Consider the following 18394-nt stretch of genomic DNA (forward strand, 5'->3'; position numbering starts at 1 on the left):
ATCGGCGGCATAATGTCGCCCGATGCCGGCATCCGGGGTGAGCCAGGTCGGTGGCAGGGGGCTTTCATGTGCTGTTCGGATTGTGCTTGCGAAAGGATGGCGACATGAGCGTGGAGAAGCGCGCGTGCCGGCGCGGCGCGATTGCGCTGGGCCTGCTGGCGCTGTCGGTCGACGTGGCCAGCGCCGTGGCGGTGCCGCAGGATCTCAGTCACCTTTCGCTGGAGGACCTGGGCAAGGTGGTGGTTTCCTCGGTGGCGAAGACCCCCGAGCCGCTGGGCGATGCCGCGGCGGCGGTCTACGTGATCGGTCACGACGACATCCTGCGATCCGGCGCCACCAGCCTGCCGGACATCCTGCGGCTCGCGCCCAACCTGGCGGTCTTCCAGACCAGCCCGAGCAACTACGTGATCACCGCGCGGGGTTTCAGCGGCAACAACGCCGCGCAGAATTTTCCCAACAAGCTGCTGGTGCTGATCGATGGCCGCAGCGTGTATTCACCGATCTTTTCCGGCATGTACTGGGATGACCAGTACGTGATGCCCGAAGACATCGAGCGCATCGAGGTCATCAGCGGTCCCGGCGGTGCGCTGTGGGGCGCCAACGCCGTCAACGGCGTGATCAACATCATCACCCGCAAGGCTGCCGATACCCGGGGCGGGGTGCTGCGCGTGGGCGTGGGCAACCGGCAGCGTGAGGCGTCCGTGCAATATGGCGGCGTGCTGGGACAACACGCGCATTACCGGGTCTACGCGCGGGACGTTCGCCGGGACTCGCTCGACGACAGCACCGGGCACGACGCGCGCAACGGCTGGAGCAATCCGCAGGTCGGTTTCCGGCTGGACTGGGATGGCGGCGCGGCCGATGCCGCCATGCTGCAGGGCGACCTGCACGATGGCCGCGTGGAGCAGGCTGGCGCACCCGACTCGCGCAGCAGCGAAGGCGACCTGCTGGCACGCTGGCAGCACGCGATCAGCGATACCTCGAGCTTCCAGCTGCAGGCCTATTACGACCATGTGCATCGTCGCAACGATGCCAGTGGCGACGGCTTCGCGCTCGACACCTGGGACATCGAGCTGCAGCACAATTTCGCGCTGGGCGAGCACAACCAGGTCGTGTGGGGTGCCGGCAACCGGAACTACCGCTACGACATCAAGCCGCGGATCAGTCCGGCCAGTTCGCTGCTGTGGAACCCGGCGGTGAACACGCAGAACCTGGCGAACGCATTCGTGCAGGACCAGATCGGGCTGGGCCCGCGCGTGCAGCTGACTCTTGGCCTCAAGGCCGAGGACGATCCCTACTCGGGCCTGTCGCTGATGCCCAGCGGAAAGCTGTCATGGAAGCCCGGGGGGAACGTGCTGCTGTGGGCAGCCGCTTCGCGCGCGGTGCGCACGCCCACGCCATTCGACCAGGATGTCATCGAGAAACTCGGCTCGACCACCTTCCTGGTCGGCAATCCGGATTTCAGGCGCGAGCAGCTGACCGCCTATGAAGCCGGCTGGCGTGCACAGGTGGCCACGCGGGCGACCGTGTCGGTGTCGGTGTACTACAACGTCTACGACGACCTGCGGACCATCGAATATTCGCCCACGCTGCTTCCACTGCTGTGGGGCAATGGCATGGAAGGCCATACCTTGGGGCTGGAAGCCTGGGGCAGCTACGCGGTCAGCGACTCCTGGCGCCTGGGCGCGGGCTTTGCCGCACAGCGGCAACGGTTGCGCTTCAAGCCGGGTGCGAGTGGCCTGCTGGGCTTGTCGCAGGCGGGCAATGATCCCGAGCGTCACGGTTTCATCCGCTCGGTGATGAACCTTTCCGAGCGCTGGACCCTGGTGGCCGAACTGCGCGGGGTCAGCGCCTTGCCGGACCCGAAGGTGCCCGGCTACGTGGAGCTCGACGCACGACTGGCCTGGCGGGTGAATGAGAAACTGGATCTCGCCCTGTCCGGCTCCAGCCTGCTGCACTCGTGGCATCAGGAATACGTGTTCCCGGACAGCGACCGCATCGGACGCAGCGTGTTGCTCGATGCCCGCCTGAAGTTCTGAGGACATGCCGATCCTGCCCCGCCGCGCCGCGTCCGGACATGCCCTGCGTGCCGTTGCCGCGTTGTGCGCGGGATCGCGCGTGGCGCGCGCCCGTGTCTGCGCCTGCCTGATCGCGCTGCTGGCGTACGCGATGGGCGCAGCGGCGGCGAACGCGGTGCAATTGCCACGACAGCCGTCGCCAGCGCCACCGGCGATCTCGCTGGAATACGCGGTCAAGGCGACGTATCTCTACAAGCTCGCGCCCTTCGTCAACTGGCCGCCCGGCGAGTTCGTCGGCCCGGACGCAGCGTTCAGGATCTGCGTGGTCGGCGACGATCCGTTCCACGGCTTTCTGGCCGACGCGGTGGTCGGGCGCCGCTTCGGTACGCATGCCTTTGAAGTGCTTCGGCTGGACGCGCTGACGGCCGACGCTGGCTGCCAGATCGCCTTCATCGGCAAGCTGCCGGCGCAGACCACGCGGCAGGCGCTGGCGGCGGTGGAGGGCAGGCCGGTGCTGACCGTGGTCGACTCCGCCACGCCGGATGATCAGGGCATCGTGCAGTTCGTGATACGGCAGGGCCGGGTCGGCTTCGAGATCAATACCTCCGCCGCCGCGCGCAACCATCTCACCATCAGCTCGAAGCTGTTGAGCCTGGCGCTGAAGGTCAATTCGCGATGAATGCCCACGCGAACCTCCGGGCCTACAGGTTCCGCCCGGTAATGCTGCTGGTCGCGGCTGGCCTGCTGCTGATCGCCGGCGCACTCGCGGCCGCCTACCAATACCATTCGGCGCGGGTCGAGCGGCGACACCAACTGGTCACCCAGGCCAACATCCTGGCCGCCAGCGTGACTGCGGCAATTGCGTTCGATGATCGCGCGGCCGCGCAGGAATACGTGAACGCCCTGATGCTCGACCCCCGGCTGGATGCAGCGGCGGTGTACAACGAGGCGCATCGCCAGGTGGCCGGTTTCCAGCGGGCGGGCAGCGAGCCGATCGCTGACAGCTTGGCCGCCGACGGCCGCGCGCCGCACCAGCGGCAACTGGTGGAAGTGCCAGCGCGCCAGGGCGCCACTACCGTCGGTCGGGTATACCTGCGTGCTGCAGACACGCCGCTGATGGTGCAACTGACTCGCTACAGCGGCGTGGCGCTGCTCACCATCATGGCGGTGCTGATGCTTGCCGTGCTGGCGGTGGCCCAGGGCGTGCTGACCCGCGCCAACGATGCGCTGCATCGGCGTGCCACCGAACTGGCCGACGCCAACGAGCGGCTCAACATCGAGATGGCGCAGCGGGCACGGACCGAGGAGGCGCTGCGGCAGAGCCAGAAGATGGAAGCCATCGGCCAGCTCTCCGGCGGCATCGCGCATGACTTCAACAATTTGCTGATGATCATCAAGAGCAGTCTCACCCTGCTGCAACAGAAGCTGCTGCAGGGCGATCCGTCGGCTGACGGCACACCCGCCTCGCCGCCACGCGAACGCGGGTCCGATGATGGCCGCGAAGCGCGGGAACAGCGGATCAGGCACTACCTCGACGTGGCGCAGGACGGCATTGATCGGGCCGCCAGCCTGACCCAGCGCCTGCTCAGCTTCGCGCGGCAACAACCGCTGTCGCCGCGGTTGCTGCGGCTGGATGTGCTGGTTCGCGACATCCGCCCGCTGCTGGAGCATTCGGTGGGCAGCGGCGTGGAAATCGATTACCGGCTCGACTCGCATCGCCCTGTGTTGTGCGACGCGAACCAGATGGAGAACACGATACTGAATCTTGTCGTCAACGCGCGCGATGCGATGCCGGACGGCGGGCGCATCGTCATCGGCGTGGATGATCTGCGCATCGATGCCGACCATCCCATGGAGGGCCTGCCGGACGGCGACTACGTGCATCTGCGAGTGGTCGACAACGGCATGGGCATGAGTGAGGAGGTTCGGCGCAAGGCGTTCGAGCCGTTCTTCACCACCAAACCGGTCGGCAAGGGCACCGGCCTGGGCCTCAGCACCATCTTCGGTTTCATCGTGCAGTCCCGTGGCCTGGCCAGCATCGACAGCGGGCCCGGCCGCGGCACCACCATCCACATCGTCCTGCCGCATGTTCCCGGCGAAGCGACTCCCGAGGTAGCGTAATGTCATCCCCCGACTCTTCCACCCCATGCATCCTGCTTGTCGAAGACGAGACCTTCCTGCGCGAACTGGTGATGGAAAACCTGCAGGACGCGGGCTACAGCGTCGTCGAAGCCAGCGATGGCGACAGCGGGGTCGAGGCCCTGAAATCCGATCTGCGCATCGACGTACTGCTGAGCGACATCAAGCTGCCCGACATCGACGGCTATACGGTCGCCCGGATCGGCAAGACGCTGCGTCCGGAACTGAGGGTGATCCTGATGACCGGTTACGCGCCATCGCCGCTGCCGGAGGCGCTGCAGGCACTGGTTTACCGCGTGCTGCAGAAACCGTTCTCGCTGAACACCCTGCCCGAGACCGTGGCGGCCGCGCTGGAGCACTGAGCGGACCACCATCCGGCGAGGGAGAGCGGCGTGTCAGCGCGGCGGCTTGTCGTCGGTGTCCAGTTGCGCCGCCGACGGAGCAGCGCGCTCCGGTTTGACCTCACCGAGCCCCTTGCGGAAATCGGCGATGGCGCCGCCGAGGTCGCGGCCGACGTTGCGCAGCTTGCCAGTGCCGAAGATCAGCACTGCCAGCACGAGCAGCACGATCCAGTGCGAAAAGCTGTTCAGTCCGAGCATGGTGCGGATTCCTGTCATGGATGGGGGCGGGGATGCGCCGGCGAAGGCGCGGCTTGCGGATGGCTCGACAGGCCGAGCGACGGCGTGGGCGCGGCGAGGCATTGCAGCGTGCCGTGCGCGCCGATGGCCCGGGCGGGGCAGCGGTAGTCCAGCGTGGCCACCAGTGCGGGCGTGATCTCCGCGAAGCCGAGCACGGCGCCGCCATGTTCGTGCACGAAGGCTTCGGCGACGGTGCGGCTGGCGAACGGCGCCAGGGTCGGTCCCATCGAACCGGCCAGCGGCTGCCAGGCCACGTAGGAGGCGGTGCGGGCGTCGATGAAGCTGGCGGCGGCGTGGGCGGGTTGCTGCCAGTCGATGCGCGTGCTGTCCTGCACGAACAGTTCCTGCAGCGCGGACTGGTTTTCCGGTTGCAGCACGTAGGCGAAAAAGTCGCGGGTGGAATCGAACACCAGCGGCTTGGCGCGGCCGCTGATCCAGGCCTCGGCACGCGGGCCGGGCGAGCCGTCCAGATACATGCCGCACACCGCGCAGGCGTCGTCCGGGTGGGTATCGACGGCGTGGTGTGCGGGTACGGGCTTGCCGCCGCAACCGGCGAGCAGGGCCAGCGTCAGCACGAAGGCGGCGCGGCGCAGGGTGGTGATCGGCGAGCAGGGCATGCGCGGAGTCCTTCAGATTTCCTTGCGCCGAAACGCGAGCAGCGCCCACGCGAACGGCGCCACCGCCCAGCCCAGCAACAGCGCGTAGAGCAGGGCGGGCGGATAGACGTGGTGGGCGGTCATGCCGGTCAGCAGGTCGTTGCCGGCGCCGTCGCCCAGCGCGGTGAGGTTGACCAGGCGGAACACGTCGACCGGGTTGAACAGCAGCAGGTACGGATACACCGCGCGCTCGAGCGGGTTGCCGCCGCTGACCACCAGCAGTGCCAGCAGCGCGAGATCGAACAGCACCACGCTGACCAGCCAGCCGACCAGCGCCAGTCCGGCGGCGCGGGACTTGTCGGCGGTCTGCACGCTGATCAGGCAGGCCAGTCCGACGAAGGAGGCGCCCAGCAGCGACGCGCTGAGGATGAAACGCGCGATCTGCAGCCACGCCTGCATCGTCTGCTCCGGCGGCTGCATCCACTGCATGATCGTCACCGCCAGGCCGAAGCCGGCCAGCGTGGCCGCGGCCAATGCGCCGCAATGGCCGAGGAACTTGCCGGCCACCAGCTGGCCGCGCGCCAGTGGGTAGCTGAGCATCAGCAGCAGGGTGCCGTCGTCGCGCTCGCCGACGATGCTGTCGTAGGCGATCAGCAGGCCGATCAGCGGGATCACGAACGCGCCCAGCGTGGTCAGGCTGGCCAGCGTGGCGTCAAACGAGGTGAAGCCGACCCGGCCGGCGGCGGCGCTGCCGAACCAGGCGATGCCCAGCGCCAGCAACGCGAACAGGATGGTCAGCGCGATCGTCCAGCGGTTGCGGAAGTCGTCGCGGAATTCCTTGGCGGCGACGGTGAGGATCGGGTTCATGCGGCCACCTCCGCGGTGGATGGCGGACCGGCGCCAAGCCAGTCGTAGAGTTGCGCCAGCGTCGGCTCGCGCACGTCGAGATCGACGATCGCCGGGTCGGCCAGCAGCTCGCGCAGCATGCGCAACTTGCCGGCGCGCGGCACCTGCAGTTCCAGCCGGCCGTCGGGGCGCGGCCGTGCCGACACGCCGCCGGCTTCCAGGCGCGCGAGCAGTTCGCCCATCGCCAGCTCGCGTGGTCGCAGCAACACCTGTGCCGGCAGCGCGGCCTGCTCGCCCAGCGCGTGCAGGCTGCCGGCAGCCAACAGCTTGCCCTGGCGCAGGATCAGCGCGCCGTCGATGTGCGGCTCCAGTTCGGCCAGCAGGTGCGAGGAGACCAGCACGCAGCGGCCATCCGCGCGCAACTCGCCGACGATGCGGTACAGCTCGCGGGTGGCCTGCGGATCGAGGCCGGTGGTCGGCTCGTCCAGCAGCACCAGTTCGGGCGAGCCGAGCAGCGCCTGCGCCAGGCCGAGGCGCTGGCGCATGCCCTTCGAATACGTGCCGACGCGTCGGTCGGCGGCGTGCGCCAGGCCGACGCGTTCGAGCAACGTGGCGACCTGTGCGCGTGGCGCCTGCTTCAGTCGCGCCAGGTAGTCGAGCAGTTCGCGGCCGCTGAGGTTGCCGTAGAAGGTGGCGCTCTCGGGCAGGTAGCCGATGCGCCGACGCAAGGCATGCGCGCGCCACGGTGACTGGCCGAGCACCTGCAGTCGGCCGCCGCTGGGCGCGATCAGGCCGAGGATCAGTTTGATCAGGGTGGACTTGCCCGCGCCGTTGTGGCCGAGCAGGCCGATCACCTGGCCGCGCGGTACGACGGCGCTGATGCCGTCGAGTGCGGCAAGCTCGCCGTAGTGCTTGGCCAGCGCGTGGCATTCGATCGGGTGGTTCATGGCATGGCCGGGGAAGCTTTCATCAGCGGGTGGCTGTCCTGCACCGAGGGCGGCGTGAACACCGGGAAGGCGCGCTGCACGTAGCGCATCAGCAGCACCGAAGGGCTGGACATCAGGTTCCGCGCGGAGGGGTATTTCCACAGCAGCACGTCGACGCCGTCGTTGGGACGGAACGGCACGTCGCCGATGCCGTCGGCGTCAAGGTCCCAGCCCAGGTAATCGCTCCAGAAATTGCCGCGACCGTGCGCCGACCACTCCTGGGCGAGGTTCTGCACGTACTTCACCTGGATGCGGTTGTCCTCGAAATGGTTGCCCCACAACCGGTTGTGCTCCGAGCCGGCGGTCACGTGGATGCCGATCTGCGAGTCGGCGACGAGGTTGTCGTGGAAGTCGTTGAACTGCGACAGGTAGACGAACAGGCCCTTGCCCTCGGTGCCGTCGATGGTGCCGCCGGCGTCGTCGCTCTGGCCCTTGATGCGGTAGATGCGGTTGCCGGCGATCTCGCTGTGCGCGATGTAGTTGAGGAGGAAGCCGTAGGAGCTCTCGTCCTCGGAACTGTTGCCGAGCACCTTCAGGTGGTGCGAGGACATCAGCGCATAGCCGGCGAGGTTGCCGCGGCTGACATTGTCCAGCAGCAGGTTGTCCTGGGAATACATGTAGTGGACGCCGTAGCGCACGTCGTGCACCACGTTGCGCGCGATGGTGTTGTGCGAGCTGACATAGACGTAGATGCCGTCGCGCGAGTCGGCCACGTCGTTGCCCTCGATGGTGCAGCCGGTGTCGTTCCACAGGTGGATGCCGTCGCCGCGGTCGGCCACGCGCAGGTTGCGCATGCCGCGGATCACGTTGTGGGCCACGCGGACGTTGGCCGCGCCGTCGAGGTAGATGCCGAACAGGCTGTCCTCGATGCGGTTGTCCTCCAGCGTGACCTCGCGTGTCTGGCGCTCGACGAAGATGCCGGCGTTCGTCGCGGTGAGGTTGCTGCCGCTGTGGCGCAGGGTCAGTCCACGCACGGTCACGTTCGATGCACCGATGCGCACCACGTCGCCCGCGCCGCCGCCGTCGAGGATCGCACCGGGTTCGCCGACCAGGGTGACCGGCTTATCCAGCTTCAGGTGCACCGCATGCACGCCCGCGGGCACGCTGACCGTGGCGCCGGGCGGCGCCGCCGCCACGAGCTGTTCCAGCGACTCGTCCGCGTATGCCGGCAGCGCCAGCAGCGGCAGCAGCAGGATGGCGAGGCAACGAAGCGTATGCATGGCAGCGGCAGGTCGTGCCGTGCCGCCGCGTGTGATGCGGCGGCACGGCATGGCTCAGGCCTCGACCAGCATCCGCCCGCTCATCTCCATGTGCATCGCATGGCAGAAGAACGTGCAGTAGTACCAGAACACCCCCGCCTTGTCGGCAGTGAAGGTGGCCGAGGCGGTGGCGCCGGGGCTGATCTCCATGTTGATGCCGTAGTTGACGATGCAGAAGCCGTGGCTCACGTCCTCCACCGCGTCGATGTTGGTCACCACCACGGTCACCTCGTCGCCCTTCTTCACCTTGAAGCTGCCCATGCCGAAGATCGGCGCGGCCGAGGTCATGTACACGAACACCTTGCGGCCCTCGCGGATGACCTTGCTGTCGGACAGCACGTTGACGCCATGCTTCTTCGCCATCGCCACCGTCTCGGCGAAGAACGGATCGTCGCGGTCCCAGCTCTTCTTGACCTTGTCGATCAGCAGCCGGCGATGCAGCAGGATCACGTCGTGCGGCTCGGCGTAGACCGGGCCGTCGGCGACCAGCTTCATGGTGTCGCCGGAGATGTCGATCAGCTGGTCGTTGTCCGGATGCAGCGGGCCGGTGGGCAGGAAGCGGTCCTTGGAGAACTTGTTCAGCGACACCAGCCACTTGCCGTCGGCATCGCGGGTCTCGCCCATCGAGGTGTGGCAGTGCCCGGGCTGGTAGGCCACGTCGATCTTCTGGCGCAGGTAGTTGACCTTCTTGCCGTCGTGGGCGGCGATCGCGTCGGCGATGTTCCACTTGGCGATCTGGCTGTCGATGAACAGCGTGGTGTAGGCGTTGCCGCGGCCGTCGTAGGCGGTGTGCAACGGGCCCAGGCCCAGCTCGGGCTCGGCCACCACGGTGTCGCGCGGGTCCTTCAGCTTGCCGGCGAACCAGTCGTCGATGCGGCTCCACTCCATCACGGTGACGGTGGGCGAGAGCTTGCCGTTGGCCACCACGTACTTGCCGTCGGGGCTGGCGTTGATGCCGTGCGGGTTCTTCGGAATCGGGATGTACAGGGTGAACGACGAACCGTGGCGACCGTCCAGCACCGGCACCTTGGAGCTGCCGATGGTCTTGAACTTGCCGTTCTTCACCGCCTCCTCGATACGGGCGATGTTGAACACCACCGCCCAGTCGCGCTCGGCCTGCATCGTGCCGGGCAGGTCCATGCCCTTTTCGCTGTTGTAGCAGGTGGAGATGGCGTACTTGCCGGCGTAGTCGGCCTCGGTGTTGTCCAGGTTGCCGTCCACCAGCACCTGCCAAGCAACCTCCATGGTGTCGCCGTCGAGGGCGCTGAACATGGTCTGGTACCTGGCCGGGTCCTCCAGGTCGCGACCGTCGTTCGGTGCCGGGACCAGGAACTCGCCGTTGGCGAACACGTAGCCGGTGCGCGGTGCGCGCTGCACGCGCAGGCCGTGGATCGCCTGCACGTTGGGCACGTCGGTGATGCGGTCGGTGCGCATCACGTCGCAGCGGATGCGCGCGACGCGGGTGTGCGCCTTGTCGTTGATGAAGATGTAGCGGCCGTCGTAGTGGCCGTCAGTCTGGCTCATGTGCGGGTGGTGGCAGTCGCCGCCGGGCGGGAAGTTCGGCCCGAGCACGCGCTTGCTCTCGTTGGTGACGCCCCAGCCGATGGTGAAGTCGGGGTTGAACACCGGGATACGCATCAGCTCGCGCATCGAGGGCACGCCGACCAGGCGCACCTCGCCGGACTGGCCGCCGCTCCAGAAGCCGTAGTACTCGTCGAGCTGGCCGGGCGGCACGTGGTCGGAGGCCGCTTCGTGCTCGCCGTGCCCGCGCTGGCGCTCGCCATCGTGTCCGGCGGCGCCACCTTCCGCGCCACCGTGGTCCCCCTTGCGGCCGCAGCCCGCCAACGCCAGTCCCGCCGCACCGGCCAGGCCGACCAGCGCACTGTTCTTCATGAAGTTGCGACGCGCGGGGTCGGCGCCTTCCGCGTTTGCTTCGGGTTTGTTCTTCGATTCGTCGTGCATGGCTTCCATCCGCAGAGGCAGGTGACGTGTGGGATCAGTCGGCGACGGGCGCCGGCTCCCGGGTTTCCGGCGCGTTCGCCGGGGTAATCAGCGCGATCGGCGTGGGCAACGGCCGCGCGGCGCGTTCGCGCTTCTTGCGTTGCTGCACCATCGGCGGGCACTTGTGATCGTTGACGCGGGTGACCTGGCAATCCAGGCAGTAGTGGCATTCGTTGAAGTCGATGCGGCCATCGGCATGGATCGCCTTGACCTCGCACTCGTTGGCGCAGACCTGGCAGGGGCTGCCGCACTCCGGCCGCCGGCGCAGCCATTCGAACAGGCGCCAGCGCCCAGACACCGCCAGCCCGGCACCCAGCGGGCAGACGTAACGGCAATAGAACTTGTGGTTGAAGGCGGAGACGCCGGCCAGCAGCACTGCGTAGAGCACGTAGCTCCACGAGCGCGCGAAGTGCAGGGTGAACGTGGTCTTGAACGGCTCGATCTCGGCGTAGTGCTCGGCCGTGTTGAGCGACTGCAGCGACATGCCGAACAGCACCAGCAGGATGACGTACTTCAGCGCCCACAGCCGCTCGTGCACCGCCCGCGGGAACTCGAACTGCGGCACGTGCAATCGCTTGGCCGCGTTGTTCACCAGCACCTGCAGCGCACCGAACGGGCACAGCCAGCCGCAGTACACGCCGCGCCCGAGCAGCAGCAAGGTGGCGGCGACGAATACCCACAGGATGAAGATCAGCGGGTCCATCAGGAAGGTTTCCCAATGGAAACCGTGCAGCAGCGACTGGATGAAGGTGAAGATGTTCACCACCGACAACTGCGCCAGCCCGTACCAGCCGATGAACACCAGGGTGTAGATCAGGAAACCGGTGCGCACCCGTTCGAGCAGCACGGGCCGCGTCACCAGCCAGTCCTGGAACAGCAGGATCAGCGTCAGCACGGTCAGCCCGGCCAGCAGCACGGCGATGTCGATGCGGCGGCCGTACCAGATCTTCTGCCACAGCGCGGCGTCGGCCGGCAGTGCGCCGGACTGTGCCTCCGCGCCGCTTTGTGGCCGCGTGGTGTAGACCGCCGGCATGCGGTAATCGCGGGTGAAGGTGTGATAGATGCTCTGCAGCGGGCCGACCTGGCGGTTCACCATCAGCTGCAGCGTCCACGGCCGGGTCGCGTCGAAACCGCTGCCGCCGTTGCGCACGATGAAGATCGCCTGCTCGGCGAAGTCGGGCTTGCCGCGCAGCGGGGTGTCGTTCAACTGCACCAGGTCGGTGTCCTTGAACAGCACCAGCTTGCCATCCTGCAGCACGTGCACGCGGTCGAAGATGCCGCCGCGCACGTAGCCCACGCCCTTGAACGAGTAGATGCCGTTGGCCATCACCGCGATCGCCGAATCGCCGGGCTTGAGCTGCCTCATCAGGTCGGCGTGGGCGCTGGCGCCGAGCAGGTTGCGGCCCACCGTGGGCGGGGTGACGTCGGCGAAGTACAGGTCGATGAAGACATCGCCTTCGTGGCCGGGCGCCGGCGCGGTGGGATCGTCGACCAGGCCGCTCTCCGGCTGGCCCTTGAAGGCGTCGGTGATCGCCTGGCGCTTGAGCTGCAGGTGGCCGATCGCGCCGTTGCCGGTCAGCGTGTCCCAGTCGGCCGGCTGGTAATAGTCGGCGCGCACGGCGGCGACCCTGGCGCCGGTGTCGGTCGCGCCGGCGATCAGCTTGCGCGAGGCGGCCACCTTCAGCGCCGAGTTCATGATCGTCTCGTTGACCACCATCGAGGTCACCGTGGCGCTGCTGATCGCGTCGATGCGCACGCTGCCGCTGGCGCCGCCGCCGACCACGATCTGGTCGTCCACGCGATGGCCGATGTAGCGCGCCACGAAGTCGTACAACTTCTGCACCGGGATGCCGACCAGCAGGATCGGCTCGTGCTGCTCCAGCACGCGGGCGTCGCGGATGCTGCCGTCGGTGCCGATCGACACCAGCAGGTTGATCGGCGCACCCGAGTACGCCGGCACCGGCGCCACCATCACCGTCTCGAACACGTAGCCGATGATCTTGTCGCCCTGGTACACCGCGGCCGCCGGCGGCGTGCCCTCGATGTCGCCGTAGCGGGTGGCCTGCGGAAACACCTCGTGCAGCTGCGGGTGCTTCGCGTCGATGCCGGCCAGCGCGGCCGGTGCCAGCAACAACAGGCACAGCGCCAGCAGCAGGCGGGTGACGAGCGGGCGTGGCATGCGCATCACACGCGCTCCGCCGTGCCGGCAATCAGCGGCAGGTCGCGCGAGCGCCAACGCTGCCCGCCCGTGCGCGAGAACGCCAGCCACTGCTGATCCTGCGCGTCCATCAGTGCAGACAGGCGCGGCAGCTCCAGCGAGAACGCCGCCGTGCTCATGCCGTCGGCCAGCACCGAGCGCTGCGCCATCACGGTGACGCTGGAATAGCTTTGCGGCGACCAGCCGGTGCGCGGGTTGACGATGTGGAACAGCCGCCGGTCGGCGGAGAAGAACACGCGGTAATTGCCCGACGTGGACAGCGCCGCGTTGCGCAGCTGAAGTACCGCCGCCACGCGGCTGACGTCGCGCGGATCGACGATGCCGACGTTCCAGTGCCGCTGCGGGTCGTTGCCGCAGATCGCGTGGATGTCGCCACCGGCGTCGATCAGGCCGTACTCGATGCCGGCGCCGCGCAGCGCGGCGATACCCTGGTCGACCACGTGGCCCTTGGCGATGCCGTCCAGGGTGATCGCCATGCCCGGGCGCAGCAGCCGCGCGCCGCGCGCATCGAGGGCAAGGTCGCGGTAGCCGACCAGTGCGTCGCGGCTTTCGGCCACGCGCTGCTCGTGTGCGTCGGTGGCTGCCGTGCCGCGCAGCGTTTCGAAGTAGCGCAGCACCGGCAGCACGGTCGGATCGAACGCGCCGTCGGTCAGCCGCGACAGCGACAGCGCCTGGCGCAGCACCGCATCCAGTTGTGCCGGCACCTGCGCCAGCTGGCCGTCGCGGTTGAGTCGCGCCAGCGGGCTGGCGGGATCGAAGCGGGTCAGCTGCGCCGCGGTCGCCGCCATGCGCGCGAACGCGGCTTCGATCGCCACGCCGGCGGCTTGCACGTCATCGGCCAGGCAGGTCACCGCCACCGAGGTCTGCATCAGCGTGCGCTCGCGGCGCACCTGCCACAGGTTCTGCTTGCGCTTGAGCACCGCCCAGCCGCCGCCGGCCAGCAGGCCGCCCGCGATGGCGAGCTGGCCGGCCTGCTTCAGCCAGCGCCGGCGGTCGGGCGAACGCAGGTCGTCGGAAGCGGAGGGACGGTGCATGGGATGTCTCCCGGGATGAGTGATTGAACGCGTGCGTGCGGGCGAGGTCAGGCCGTGGCCGCCACGCGTGGCGGCGGCTCGGCGACGACGGCGTCGCGCTCGGCATCGCGCACGCCCAGGCGCCGCTGCAAGGCGGGGCTGGTGGTCGTGTACTGCAGGTTCACCTTGTCGCCGGGATGCAGGTGCGCGTGCACGGCGAACGCGCACAGCGCGCTTTCATGGAAGCCCGACAGGATCAGCTTCTTCTTGCCCGGGTAGGTGTTGATGTCGCCCACCGCGAAGATGCCGGGCACCGAGGTCTGGAAGGTCGCCGGGTCCACCACCAGTTGCTGGCGCTCCAGCGCCAGCCCCCACTCGGCGATCGGCCCCAATGCCGGATGCAGGCCCCAGAACACCAGCAGGTGCGAGGCCGCGATGCGCTGGACCATGCCGCTGCGCGTGCGCACGCGGACCTGCGCCAGCGCGTCGTCCGCCGTTTCCAGGCCGACGATGTCGCCCTCGCAGAACTGCATGCGCCCCTCGTCGCACAAGGCCTGCATGCGGGCCACGCTGGCCGGCGCCGCGCGGAAGATCGACGAGCGGTGCACCAGCACCACGCTGCGCGCGCGCTCGACCAGCTCCAGCGCCCAGTCCAGTGCCGCATCGCCGCCGCCGGCGATCACGATGTCCTGGTCGTCGAACAGCGCCGGCCGGGTCACCTTGTAGTGCAGCGTGCGGCCCACCAGCGGCGCGGCTTCCGGCAGGTTCAGCGTGCGTGGTGCGAACGCGCCGAGGCCGCCGGCAATGACCACCGCGCCCGCGTCGAACACGAGCCCGCCGCTGGTCTGCAGGCGGAAGCGACCGTCCTGCATGCGCTCCAGCGTGGTGACGGTGTGGCCCAGGTGGAACTGCGGCGCGAACGGCCGGATCTGCTGCTGCAGCCGCTCGATCAACTCGCGCCCGCTGCATGCCGGCACCGCCGGAATGTCGTAGATCGGCTTGTCCGGATACAACTCGATGCACTGGCCGCCGGCCTGCGGCACCGAATCGATCACCTGCGCGCCGAGCCCGAGCAGACCCAGCTCGAAAACCTGGAACAGGCCGACCGGGCCCGCGCCGATGATGACGGTGTCGCAACTGATCATGAACCGGATCCGCCGTGTGAACGGTGCGGATCATGCGCGTGTGCGGGCGCGATACCTTTGACTTCGGTCAGATTCGGCCGGATGGTTCATGTGGTCGAATGACGCATGGGCGCAGCCGCGATTACCGACCGCGTCCCGCTCTGCCGCACGGCGGTCACCCGGCGGATCGCAGACCACCCCGTGGACGGCCGCCGGACGGCGACTGCGCGTGTCTGCGGTGGCCGACAACGGCATGAGCATGGCCGAGGAAGTGCGCCGCACCAGGCCGGTCGGCAAGGGCGCCGGTCCTGGCCTTGGCACCATCTCCGGTTTCCCCGTGCAGTCCGCGGCCTGGCCAGCATCGACAGCCAGCCAGCCCGGCCGGCTTGCGATGATTCATCACGGCGGCGGGTCGGCGAGCGCTGGCGGTGCGCAATCAGCGGTGGCAGCAAGCCGTGATCCTGCGAGATGGTTGATGGCGACCGTGCATCACGCCGATGACACCTTGCCGCCCGCGTTCGGTGCGGTACTGAGTGCGCCCTTGGCGATCACCGGACCGGTCGGCTGGCCGGTGGGTGAGCCCTCCGTCGGTTCCACCGAAACGGCAAGCGTGACCGTCGGCCCAAGGCGTGCCACCAGGGTCGCATCGAGGATCAGAGTGGTGGCGCGGTCGCGCGCGATCATGCCGACGGAAATCGGTTTGCCGCCCGCCGGAATCAGCCACAGTTCGGGTGCACGGCCTGGCTCGAACGCGATCGGCGTGGCGGGCACCACCACCATGTGCGCGTGCTGCGGATCGACCGTCGCGGTCCAGCCGGTGCTGCCGTTGTCCTGCTGGATGGTGGCGGCCATGTAGGCAACCATGGTCGCGGCGGGTGTCGGTGGCTTGCGCGGCAATGCGACGACCACCAGCAGGGCGACAGCGATGGCGCTGGCGCCGATGCCAAGCCAGTGCCAGAGTGGCAGGTTGTTCCACAGCTTGCCGGGCGGCTGCGCGCGGGTCGGCGCATCCAGCTGCAGCGCATGCTGGATACGGGCCCACACGTAGGGAGCGGGCGCCACTTCGGTCACGCTGTCGGCCAGCGGGATCAGCCGGCGCTGCCACAGTGCCACCGCGGTGGCGGCTTCATCGGAAGCCAGCACTTCGCGCGCCACGTCGGCGCGTGTGTCGGCATCCAGCACGCCAAGCACGTATTCGGCGTAGCGCAGGTTGTGGTTGCCGTCGTCGGTGGGGTTGTTCATGAGTCCAGGCACGTGCGGAGTTGCATCAGGCTGCGGCGAATCCAGCTTTTCATGGTTCCCAGCGGCACCTTGCAGCGTGTCGCCAATTCGTTATACGTAGCGCCGGTGAAAAAGGCTTCACGCACCGAGCTCTGCTGCTGCGGCTCCAGTTCGTCCAGACAGTGCTGCAGTCGCCGGTACTCCTGGCCGGTCTGGGCGTCGGCGGCGGGTGTGGGCTGTTCGTCGACCATCTCGTCCAGACGGGACGGATCATCCATCAGTTGCTCGCGATGCTGGCGCAGGCGGTCGATCGCCTTGTTCCGCGACAACGTGACCAGCCAGGTGATCGCGCTGGCCTTCGACGCATCGAAGCTGGCGGCGCGCCGCCACACTGTGGTGTAGGTTTCCTGCAGCACCTCTTCGGCTTCGCCCCGATCGCGCAGCATGCGCAGGCAGACGCCGAACAACCTGGACGAGGTGCGCTTGTACAGCTCGGCGAATGCCTTCTGATCATGGCTTCCGGATTGCTGCAACAGGCGGTTCAACTCGTCTCGCTCGGCGGGGCTGCTGACACTCATGGTTGAATCATCCTGTGGTCCGTATTTCAGCGGCGAGCCAGCTGACGCGGGTCATGGCGACGCCGATTTGCCAACGAGTGGGGACGCCCCACTCGTTGGCGCACGTGCGCATACGTGACGCCGGTGCGGATGGATGCATCAGGAACCAGATCCGGCCCCCCGCGAGGCTGCATGGGCCGGCGAAAGAAAGTTTGCATCTTTTGCGCGGCATTACTCGTACCTCTCCTCACATGCGCATACCGCGCTGTCTGCGAGGGGAGTTTCAATGCGTACGAATGACAAGACCCGGTTCGCCGGGCTGATCGGCCTGGCACTGGGTGGCTGCATGCTTTCCGCGGTGGCCACGGCCGCTGGCACGGATGCCGGCCCGACCACGAGCAACAAGCTGCTGCTGACCGGCGGCGTGTCCCAACTCGAAGGCGCGGCGGGCGGCGGCCTCACGCCGTGGGCGGTAATCGGTGGTTACGGAACGCGCGACGAGATTGGCGCCAATGCGTTCTACACGCGGGTGAACCTGCCGGACTATCACGTGGATACGGCGGGTGCGATGGTCGGCCTGTACAACCGGGTCGAACTGTCGTTCGCGCGGCAGCGCTTCGACACCGAGAAGGTCGGTGCGGCGCTGGGACTGGGTGAGGGTTTCACCTTCCGGCAGGACGTCGTCGGGGTGAAGGTGCGATTGTTTGGCGATGTCGTGCTCGACCAGGGCAGCTGGCTGCCGCAGGTTTCGGTCGGTGCGCAATACAAGAAGAACGATCAGGACGGCGTGGTCAGGTTTGTCGGCGCGAAGCGCTCGCAGGGCACTGATTACTACATCAGCGCGACCAAGCTGTTCCTCGGCCAGAGCCTGCTGGTCGATGGCACGGTGCGTTTCACCAAGGCCAACCAGATCGGCATCCTCGGTTTCGGCGGCGATCTCAACAACTCCTACAAGCCGGAGTTCGAGGCCTCGGTGGCCTATCTGCTGAGCCGGCACTGGGCGATCGGCGCGGAATACCGGCAGAAGCCGAACAACCTCGGCATCGCCAGGGAGGACGACTGGTACGACGCCTTTGTGGCATGGGCGCCGAGCAAGCATGTCTCGCTCACCGTGGCCTACGCCGACCTCGGCAACATCGTGATCAAGGATCGGCAGCGCGGCCTGTATGCCTCGGTGCAGGTCGGTTTCTGAGCCACTTCGCGCCTTCCTTGTCGCCACTTTTTCCCCACCGGGAGTACCCCATGTACAAGCACTATTTCCAGCTCGCCACGCTTGCCGCCGCCGTCATGCTCAGCCAGAGCATCCTGGCGCAGGACACCGCGCCGATGCCGCCGCAGTCCGCGGCAATGGCTGCCAGCGCACCGCGCGATCCGGCACTCAAGCCGGTATTCGACCAGTTCGGCGGCAAGCCGGGCCTGGTCACGCTGATGAACGACTTCATGGACAACCTGATGGCGGACGCGCGCACGCGACCGTACTTCGCCGATAGCGACCGCGAGCACATCAAGGCGGAGCTGGTCGACCAGTTCTGCGTGATCCTCGATGGGCCGTGCACGTATACCGGCAAGGACATGGTCAAGGTGCACCGCAGCCTCGGCATCAACCGCGCAGCGTTCAATGCGCTGGTCGAGGATCTGCAGACGGCGATGGACAAGAACAATGTGCCGTTCCGCGCGCAGAACAAGTTGCTGGCGAAACTGGCGCCGATGCATCCGGCGGTGATCACCAGATAGCCGTCCATCCGGGTGGCTCCGCACGCAAAGCCGTGCTTGCGCAG

Annotated in this window: 17 protein-coding genes; 6 read left to right on the forward strand and 11 right to left on the reverse strand. The window is 67.8% G+C overall.

Going from position 1 to position 18394, the window contains the following annotated elements; translation table 11 throughout:
* The first annotated feature begins 104 nt into the window (after positions 1-104).
* The 4 genes from UU7_RS06215 to UU7_RS17365 are packed head-to-tail and all read left to right on the forward strand — an operon-like array spanning position 105 to position 4519.
* Positions 105-2039, forward strand: a complete 1935-nt coding sequence (locus UU7_RS06215) for a TOL_0244 family TonB-dependent receptor (protein WP_007806429.1) — start codon at positions 105-107, stop codon at positions 2037-2039.
* 4 nt (positions 2040-2043) lie between these two features.
* The gene (locus UU7_RS06220) at positions 2044-2697 is read left to right on the forward strand and encodes a YfiR family protein (protein ID WP_007806431.1); all 654 of its coding nucleotides are present in this window, start codon (positions 2044-2046) and stop codon (positions 2695-2697) included.
* A 41-nt stretch (positions 2698-2738) separates the two neighbouring features.
* Positions 2739-4139: a sensor histidine kinase gene (locus UU7_RS06225; RefSeq protein WP_007806432.1), complete on the forward strand. Its 1401-nt coding sequence runs from the start codon at positions 2739-2741 to the stop codon at positions 4137-4139.
* Positions 4139-4519: a response regulator gene (locus UU7_RS17365; protein WP_007806434.1), complete on the forward strand. Its 381-nt coding sequence runs from the start codon at positions 4139-4141 to the stop codon at positions 4517-4519. Before UU7_RS06225 ends, UU7_RS17365 begins: the two co-directional genes overlap by 1 nt.
* A 33-nt stretch (positions 4520-4552) precedes the next feature.
* Here the strand turns inward: UU7_RS17365 and UU7_RS06230 are convergent, their stop codons facing one another.
* From UU7_RS06230 to UU7_RS06280, 11 genes are all read right to left on the reverse strand, one after another.
* Positions 4553-4756, reverse strand: coding sequence for a Sec-independent protein translocase subunit TatA (locus UU7_RS06230; protein ID WP_007806437.1), 204 nt, complete (start codon positions 4754-4756; stop codon positions 4553-4555).
* Positions 4757-4770: 14 nt separating this feature from the next.
* Positions 4771-5412 carry a nitrous oxide reductase accessory protein NosL gene (locus UU7_RS06235; RefSeq protein WP_007806439.1) on the reverse strand — a complete coding sequence of 214 codons (642 nt, stop codon included), beginning with the start codon at positions 5410-5412 and terminating at the stop codon, positions 4771-4773.
* Positions 5413-5424: 12 nt separating this feature from the next.
* Entirely contained in the window at positions 5425-6258 is an 834-nt protein-coding gene (locus UU7_RS06240; protein WP_007806441.1) for an ABC transporter permease, read from the reverse strand.
* On the reverse strand, positions 6255-7184 hold the full coding sequence (locus UU7_RS06245) for an ABC transporter ATP-binding protein (protein ID WP_007806443.1): 930 nt from the start codon (positions 7182-7184) through the stop codon (positions 6255-6257). The genes UU7_RS06240 and UU7_RS06245 overlap by 4 nt, the downstream gene beginning before the upstream one ends.
* On the reverse strand, positions 7181-8443 hold the full coding sequence (locus UU7_RS06250) for a nitrous oxide reductase family maturation protein NosD (RefSeq protein WP_007806445.1): 1263 nt from the start codon (positions 8441-8443) through the stop codon (positions 7181-7183). Before UU7_RS06250 ends, UU7_RS06245 begins: the two co-directional genes overlap by 4 nt.
* Before the next feature lie 54 nt (positions 8444-8497).
* A complete protein-coding gene (gene nosZ, locus UU7_RS06255) occupies positions 8498-10444 on the reverse strand; it encodes a TAT-dependent nitrous-oxide reductase (protein ID WP_007806446.1) in 1947 nt (648 codons plus the stop codon).
* A 34-nt stretch (positions 10445-10478) separates the two neighbouring features.
* Positions 10479-12668, reverse strand: a complete 2190-nt coding sequence (locus UU7_RS06260; protein WP_007806449.1) for a NosR/NirI family protein — start codon at positions 12666-12668, stop codon at positions 10479-10481.
* Entirely contained in the window at positions 12668-13735 is a 1068-nt protein-coding gene (locus UU7_RS06265) for an FAD:protein FMN transferase (RefSeq protein ID WP_007806452.1), read from the reverse strand. The genes UU7_RS06260 and UU7_RS06265 overlap by 1 nt, the downstream gene beginning before the upstream one ends.
* 47 nt (positions 13736-13782) lie before the next feature.
* The gene (locus UU7_RS06270) at positions 13783-14859 is read right to left on the reverse strand and encodes an NAD(P)/FAD-dependent oxidoreductase (protein ID WP_007806454.1); all 1077 of its coding nucleotides are present in this window, start codon (positions 14857-14859) and stop codon (positions 13783-13785) included.
* Positions 14860-15327: 468 nt separating this feature from the next.
* Positions 15328-16080, reverse strand: a complete 753-nt coding sequence (locus UU7_RS06275) for an anti-sigma factor (protein WP_007806456.1) — start codon at positions 16078-16080, stop codon at positions 15328-15330.
* The gene (locus UU7_RS06280) at positions 16077-16637 is read right to left on the reverse strand and encodes a sigma-70 family RNA polymerase sigma factor (RefSeq protein WP_007806458.1); all 561 of its coding nucleotides are present in this window, start codon (positions 16635-16637) and stop codon (positions 16077-16079) included. Before UU7_RS06280 ends, UU7_RS06275 begins: the two co-directional genes overlap by 4 nt.
* Positions 16638-16902: 265 nt before the next feature.
* Here UU7_RS06280 and UU7_RS06285 point away from each other — a divergent pair, with 265 nt between their 5' ends.
* Complete coding sequence (locus UU7_RS06285; protein WP_007806460.1) at positions 16903-17808, forward strand: DUF3034 family protein; 906 nt, start codon at positions 16903-16905, stop codon at positions 17806-17808.
* Between the two features lie 50 nt (positions 17809-17858).
* Positions 17859-18350, forward strand: coding sequence for a group I truncated hemoglobin (locus tag UU7_RS06290; RefSeq protein WP_007806462.1), 492 nt, complete (start codon positions 17859-17861; stop codon positions 18348-18350).
* Positions 18351-18394: the final 44 nt, after the last annotated feature.

It is taken from the genome of Rhodanobacter spathiphylli B39 (genome assembly GCF_000264295.1).
GTDB lineage: Bacteria > Pseudomonadota > Gammaproteobacteria > Xanthomonadales > Rhodanobacteraceae > Rhodanobacter > Rhodanobacter spathiphylli.

Coding starts and splice junctions, on each gene's coding strand:
- UU7_RS06245 (WP_007806443.1), bottom strand. CDS start 7,184: ATGAACCACCCGATCGAATGCCACGCGCTGGCCAAGCACTACGGCGAG.
- UU7_RS06225 (WP_007806432.1), top strand. CDS start 2,739: ATGCTGCTGGTCGCGGCTGGCCTGCTGCTGATCGCCGGCGCACTCGCG.
- UU7_RS06230 (WP_007806437.1), bottom strand. CDS start 4,756: ATGCTCGGACTGAACAGCTTTTCGCACTGGATCGTGCTGCTCGTGCTG.
- UU7_RS06280 (WP_007806458.1), bottom strand. CDS start 16,637: ATGAGTGTCAGCAGCCCCGCCGAGCGAGACGAGTTGAACCGCCTGTTG.
- UU7_RS06265 (WP_007806452.1), bottom strand. CDS start 13,735: ATGCACCGTCCCTCCGCTTCCGACGACCTGCGTTCGCCCGACCGCCGG.
- UU7_RS17365 (WP_007806434.1), top strand. CDS start 4,139: ATGTCATCCCCCGACTCTTCCACCCCATGCATCCTGCTTGTCGAAGAC.
- UU7_RS06285 (WP_007806460.1), top strand. CDS start 16,903: ATGCGTACGAATGACAAGACCCGGTTCGCCGGGCTGATCGGCCTGGCA.
- UU7_RS06235 (WP_007806439.1), bottom strand. CDS start 5,412: ATGCCCTGCTCGCCGATCACCACCCTGCGCCGCGCCGCCTTCGTGCTG.
- UU7_RS06270 (WP_007806454.1), bottom strand. CDS start 14,859: ATGATCAGTTGCGACACCGTCATCATCGGCGCGGGCCCGGTCGGCCTG.
- nosZ (WP_007806446.1), bottom strand. CDS start 10,444: ATGCACGACGAATCGAAGAACAAACCCGAAGCAAACGCGGAAGGCGCC.
- UU7_RS06240 (WP_007806441.1), bottom strand. CDS start 6,258: ATGAACCCGATCCTCACCGTCGCCGCCAAGGAATTCCGCGACGACTTC.
- UU7_RS06260 (WP_007806449.1), bottom strand. CDS start 12,668: ATGCGCATGCCACGCCCGCTCGTCACCCGCCTGCTGCTGGCGCTGTGC.
- UU7_RS06215 (WP_007806429.1), top strand. CDS start 105: ATGAGCGTGGAGAAGCGCGCGTGCCGGCGCGGCGCGATTGCGCTGGGC.
- UU7_RS06290 (WP_007806462.1), top strand. CDS start 17,859: ATGTACAAGCACTATTTCCAGCTCGCCACGCTTGCCGCCGCCGTCATG.
- UU7_RS06250 (WP_007806445.1), bottom strand. CDS start 8,443: ATGCATACGCTTCGTTGCCTCGCCATCCTGCTGCTGCCGCTGCTGGCG.
- UU7_RS06220 (WP_007806431.1), top strand. CDS start 2,044: ATGCCGATCCTGCCCCGCCGCGCCGCGTCCGGACATGCCCTGCGTGCC.
- UU7_RS06275 (WP_007806456.1), bottom strand. CDS start 16,080: ATGAACAACCCCACCGACGACGGCAACCACAACCTGCGCTACGCCGAA.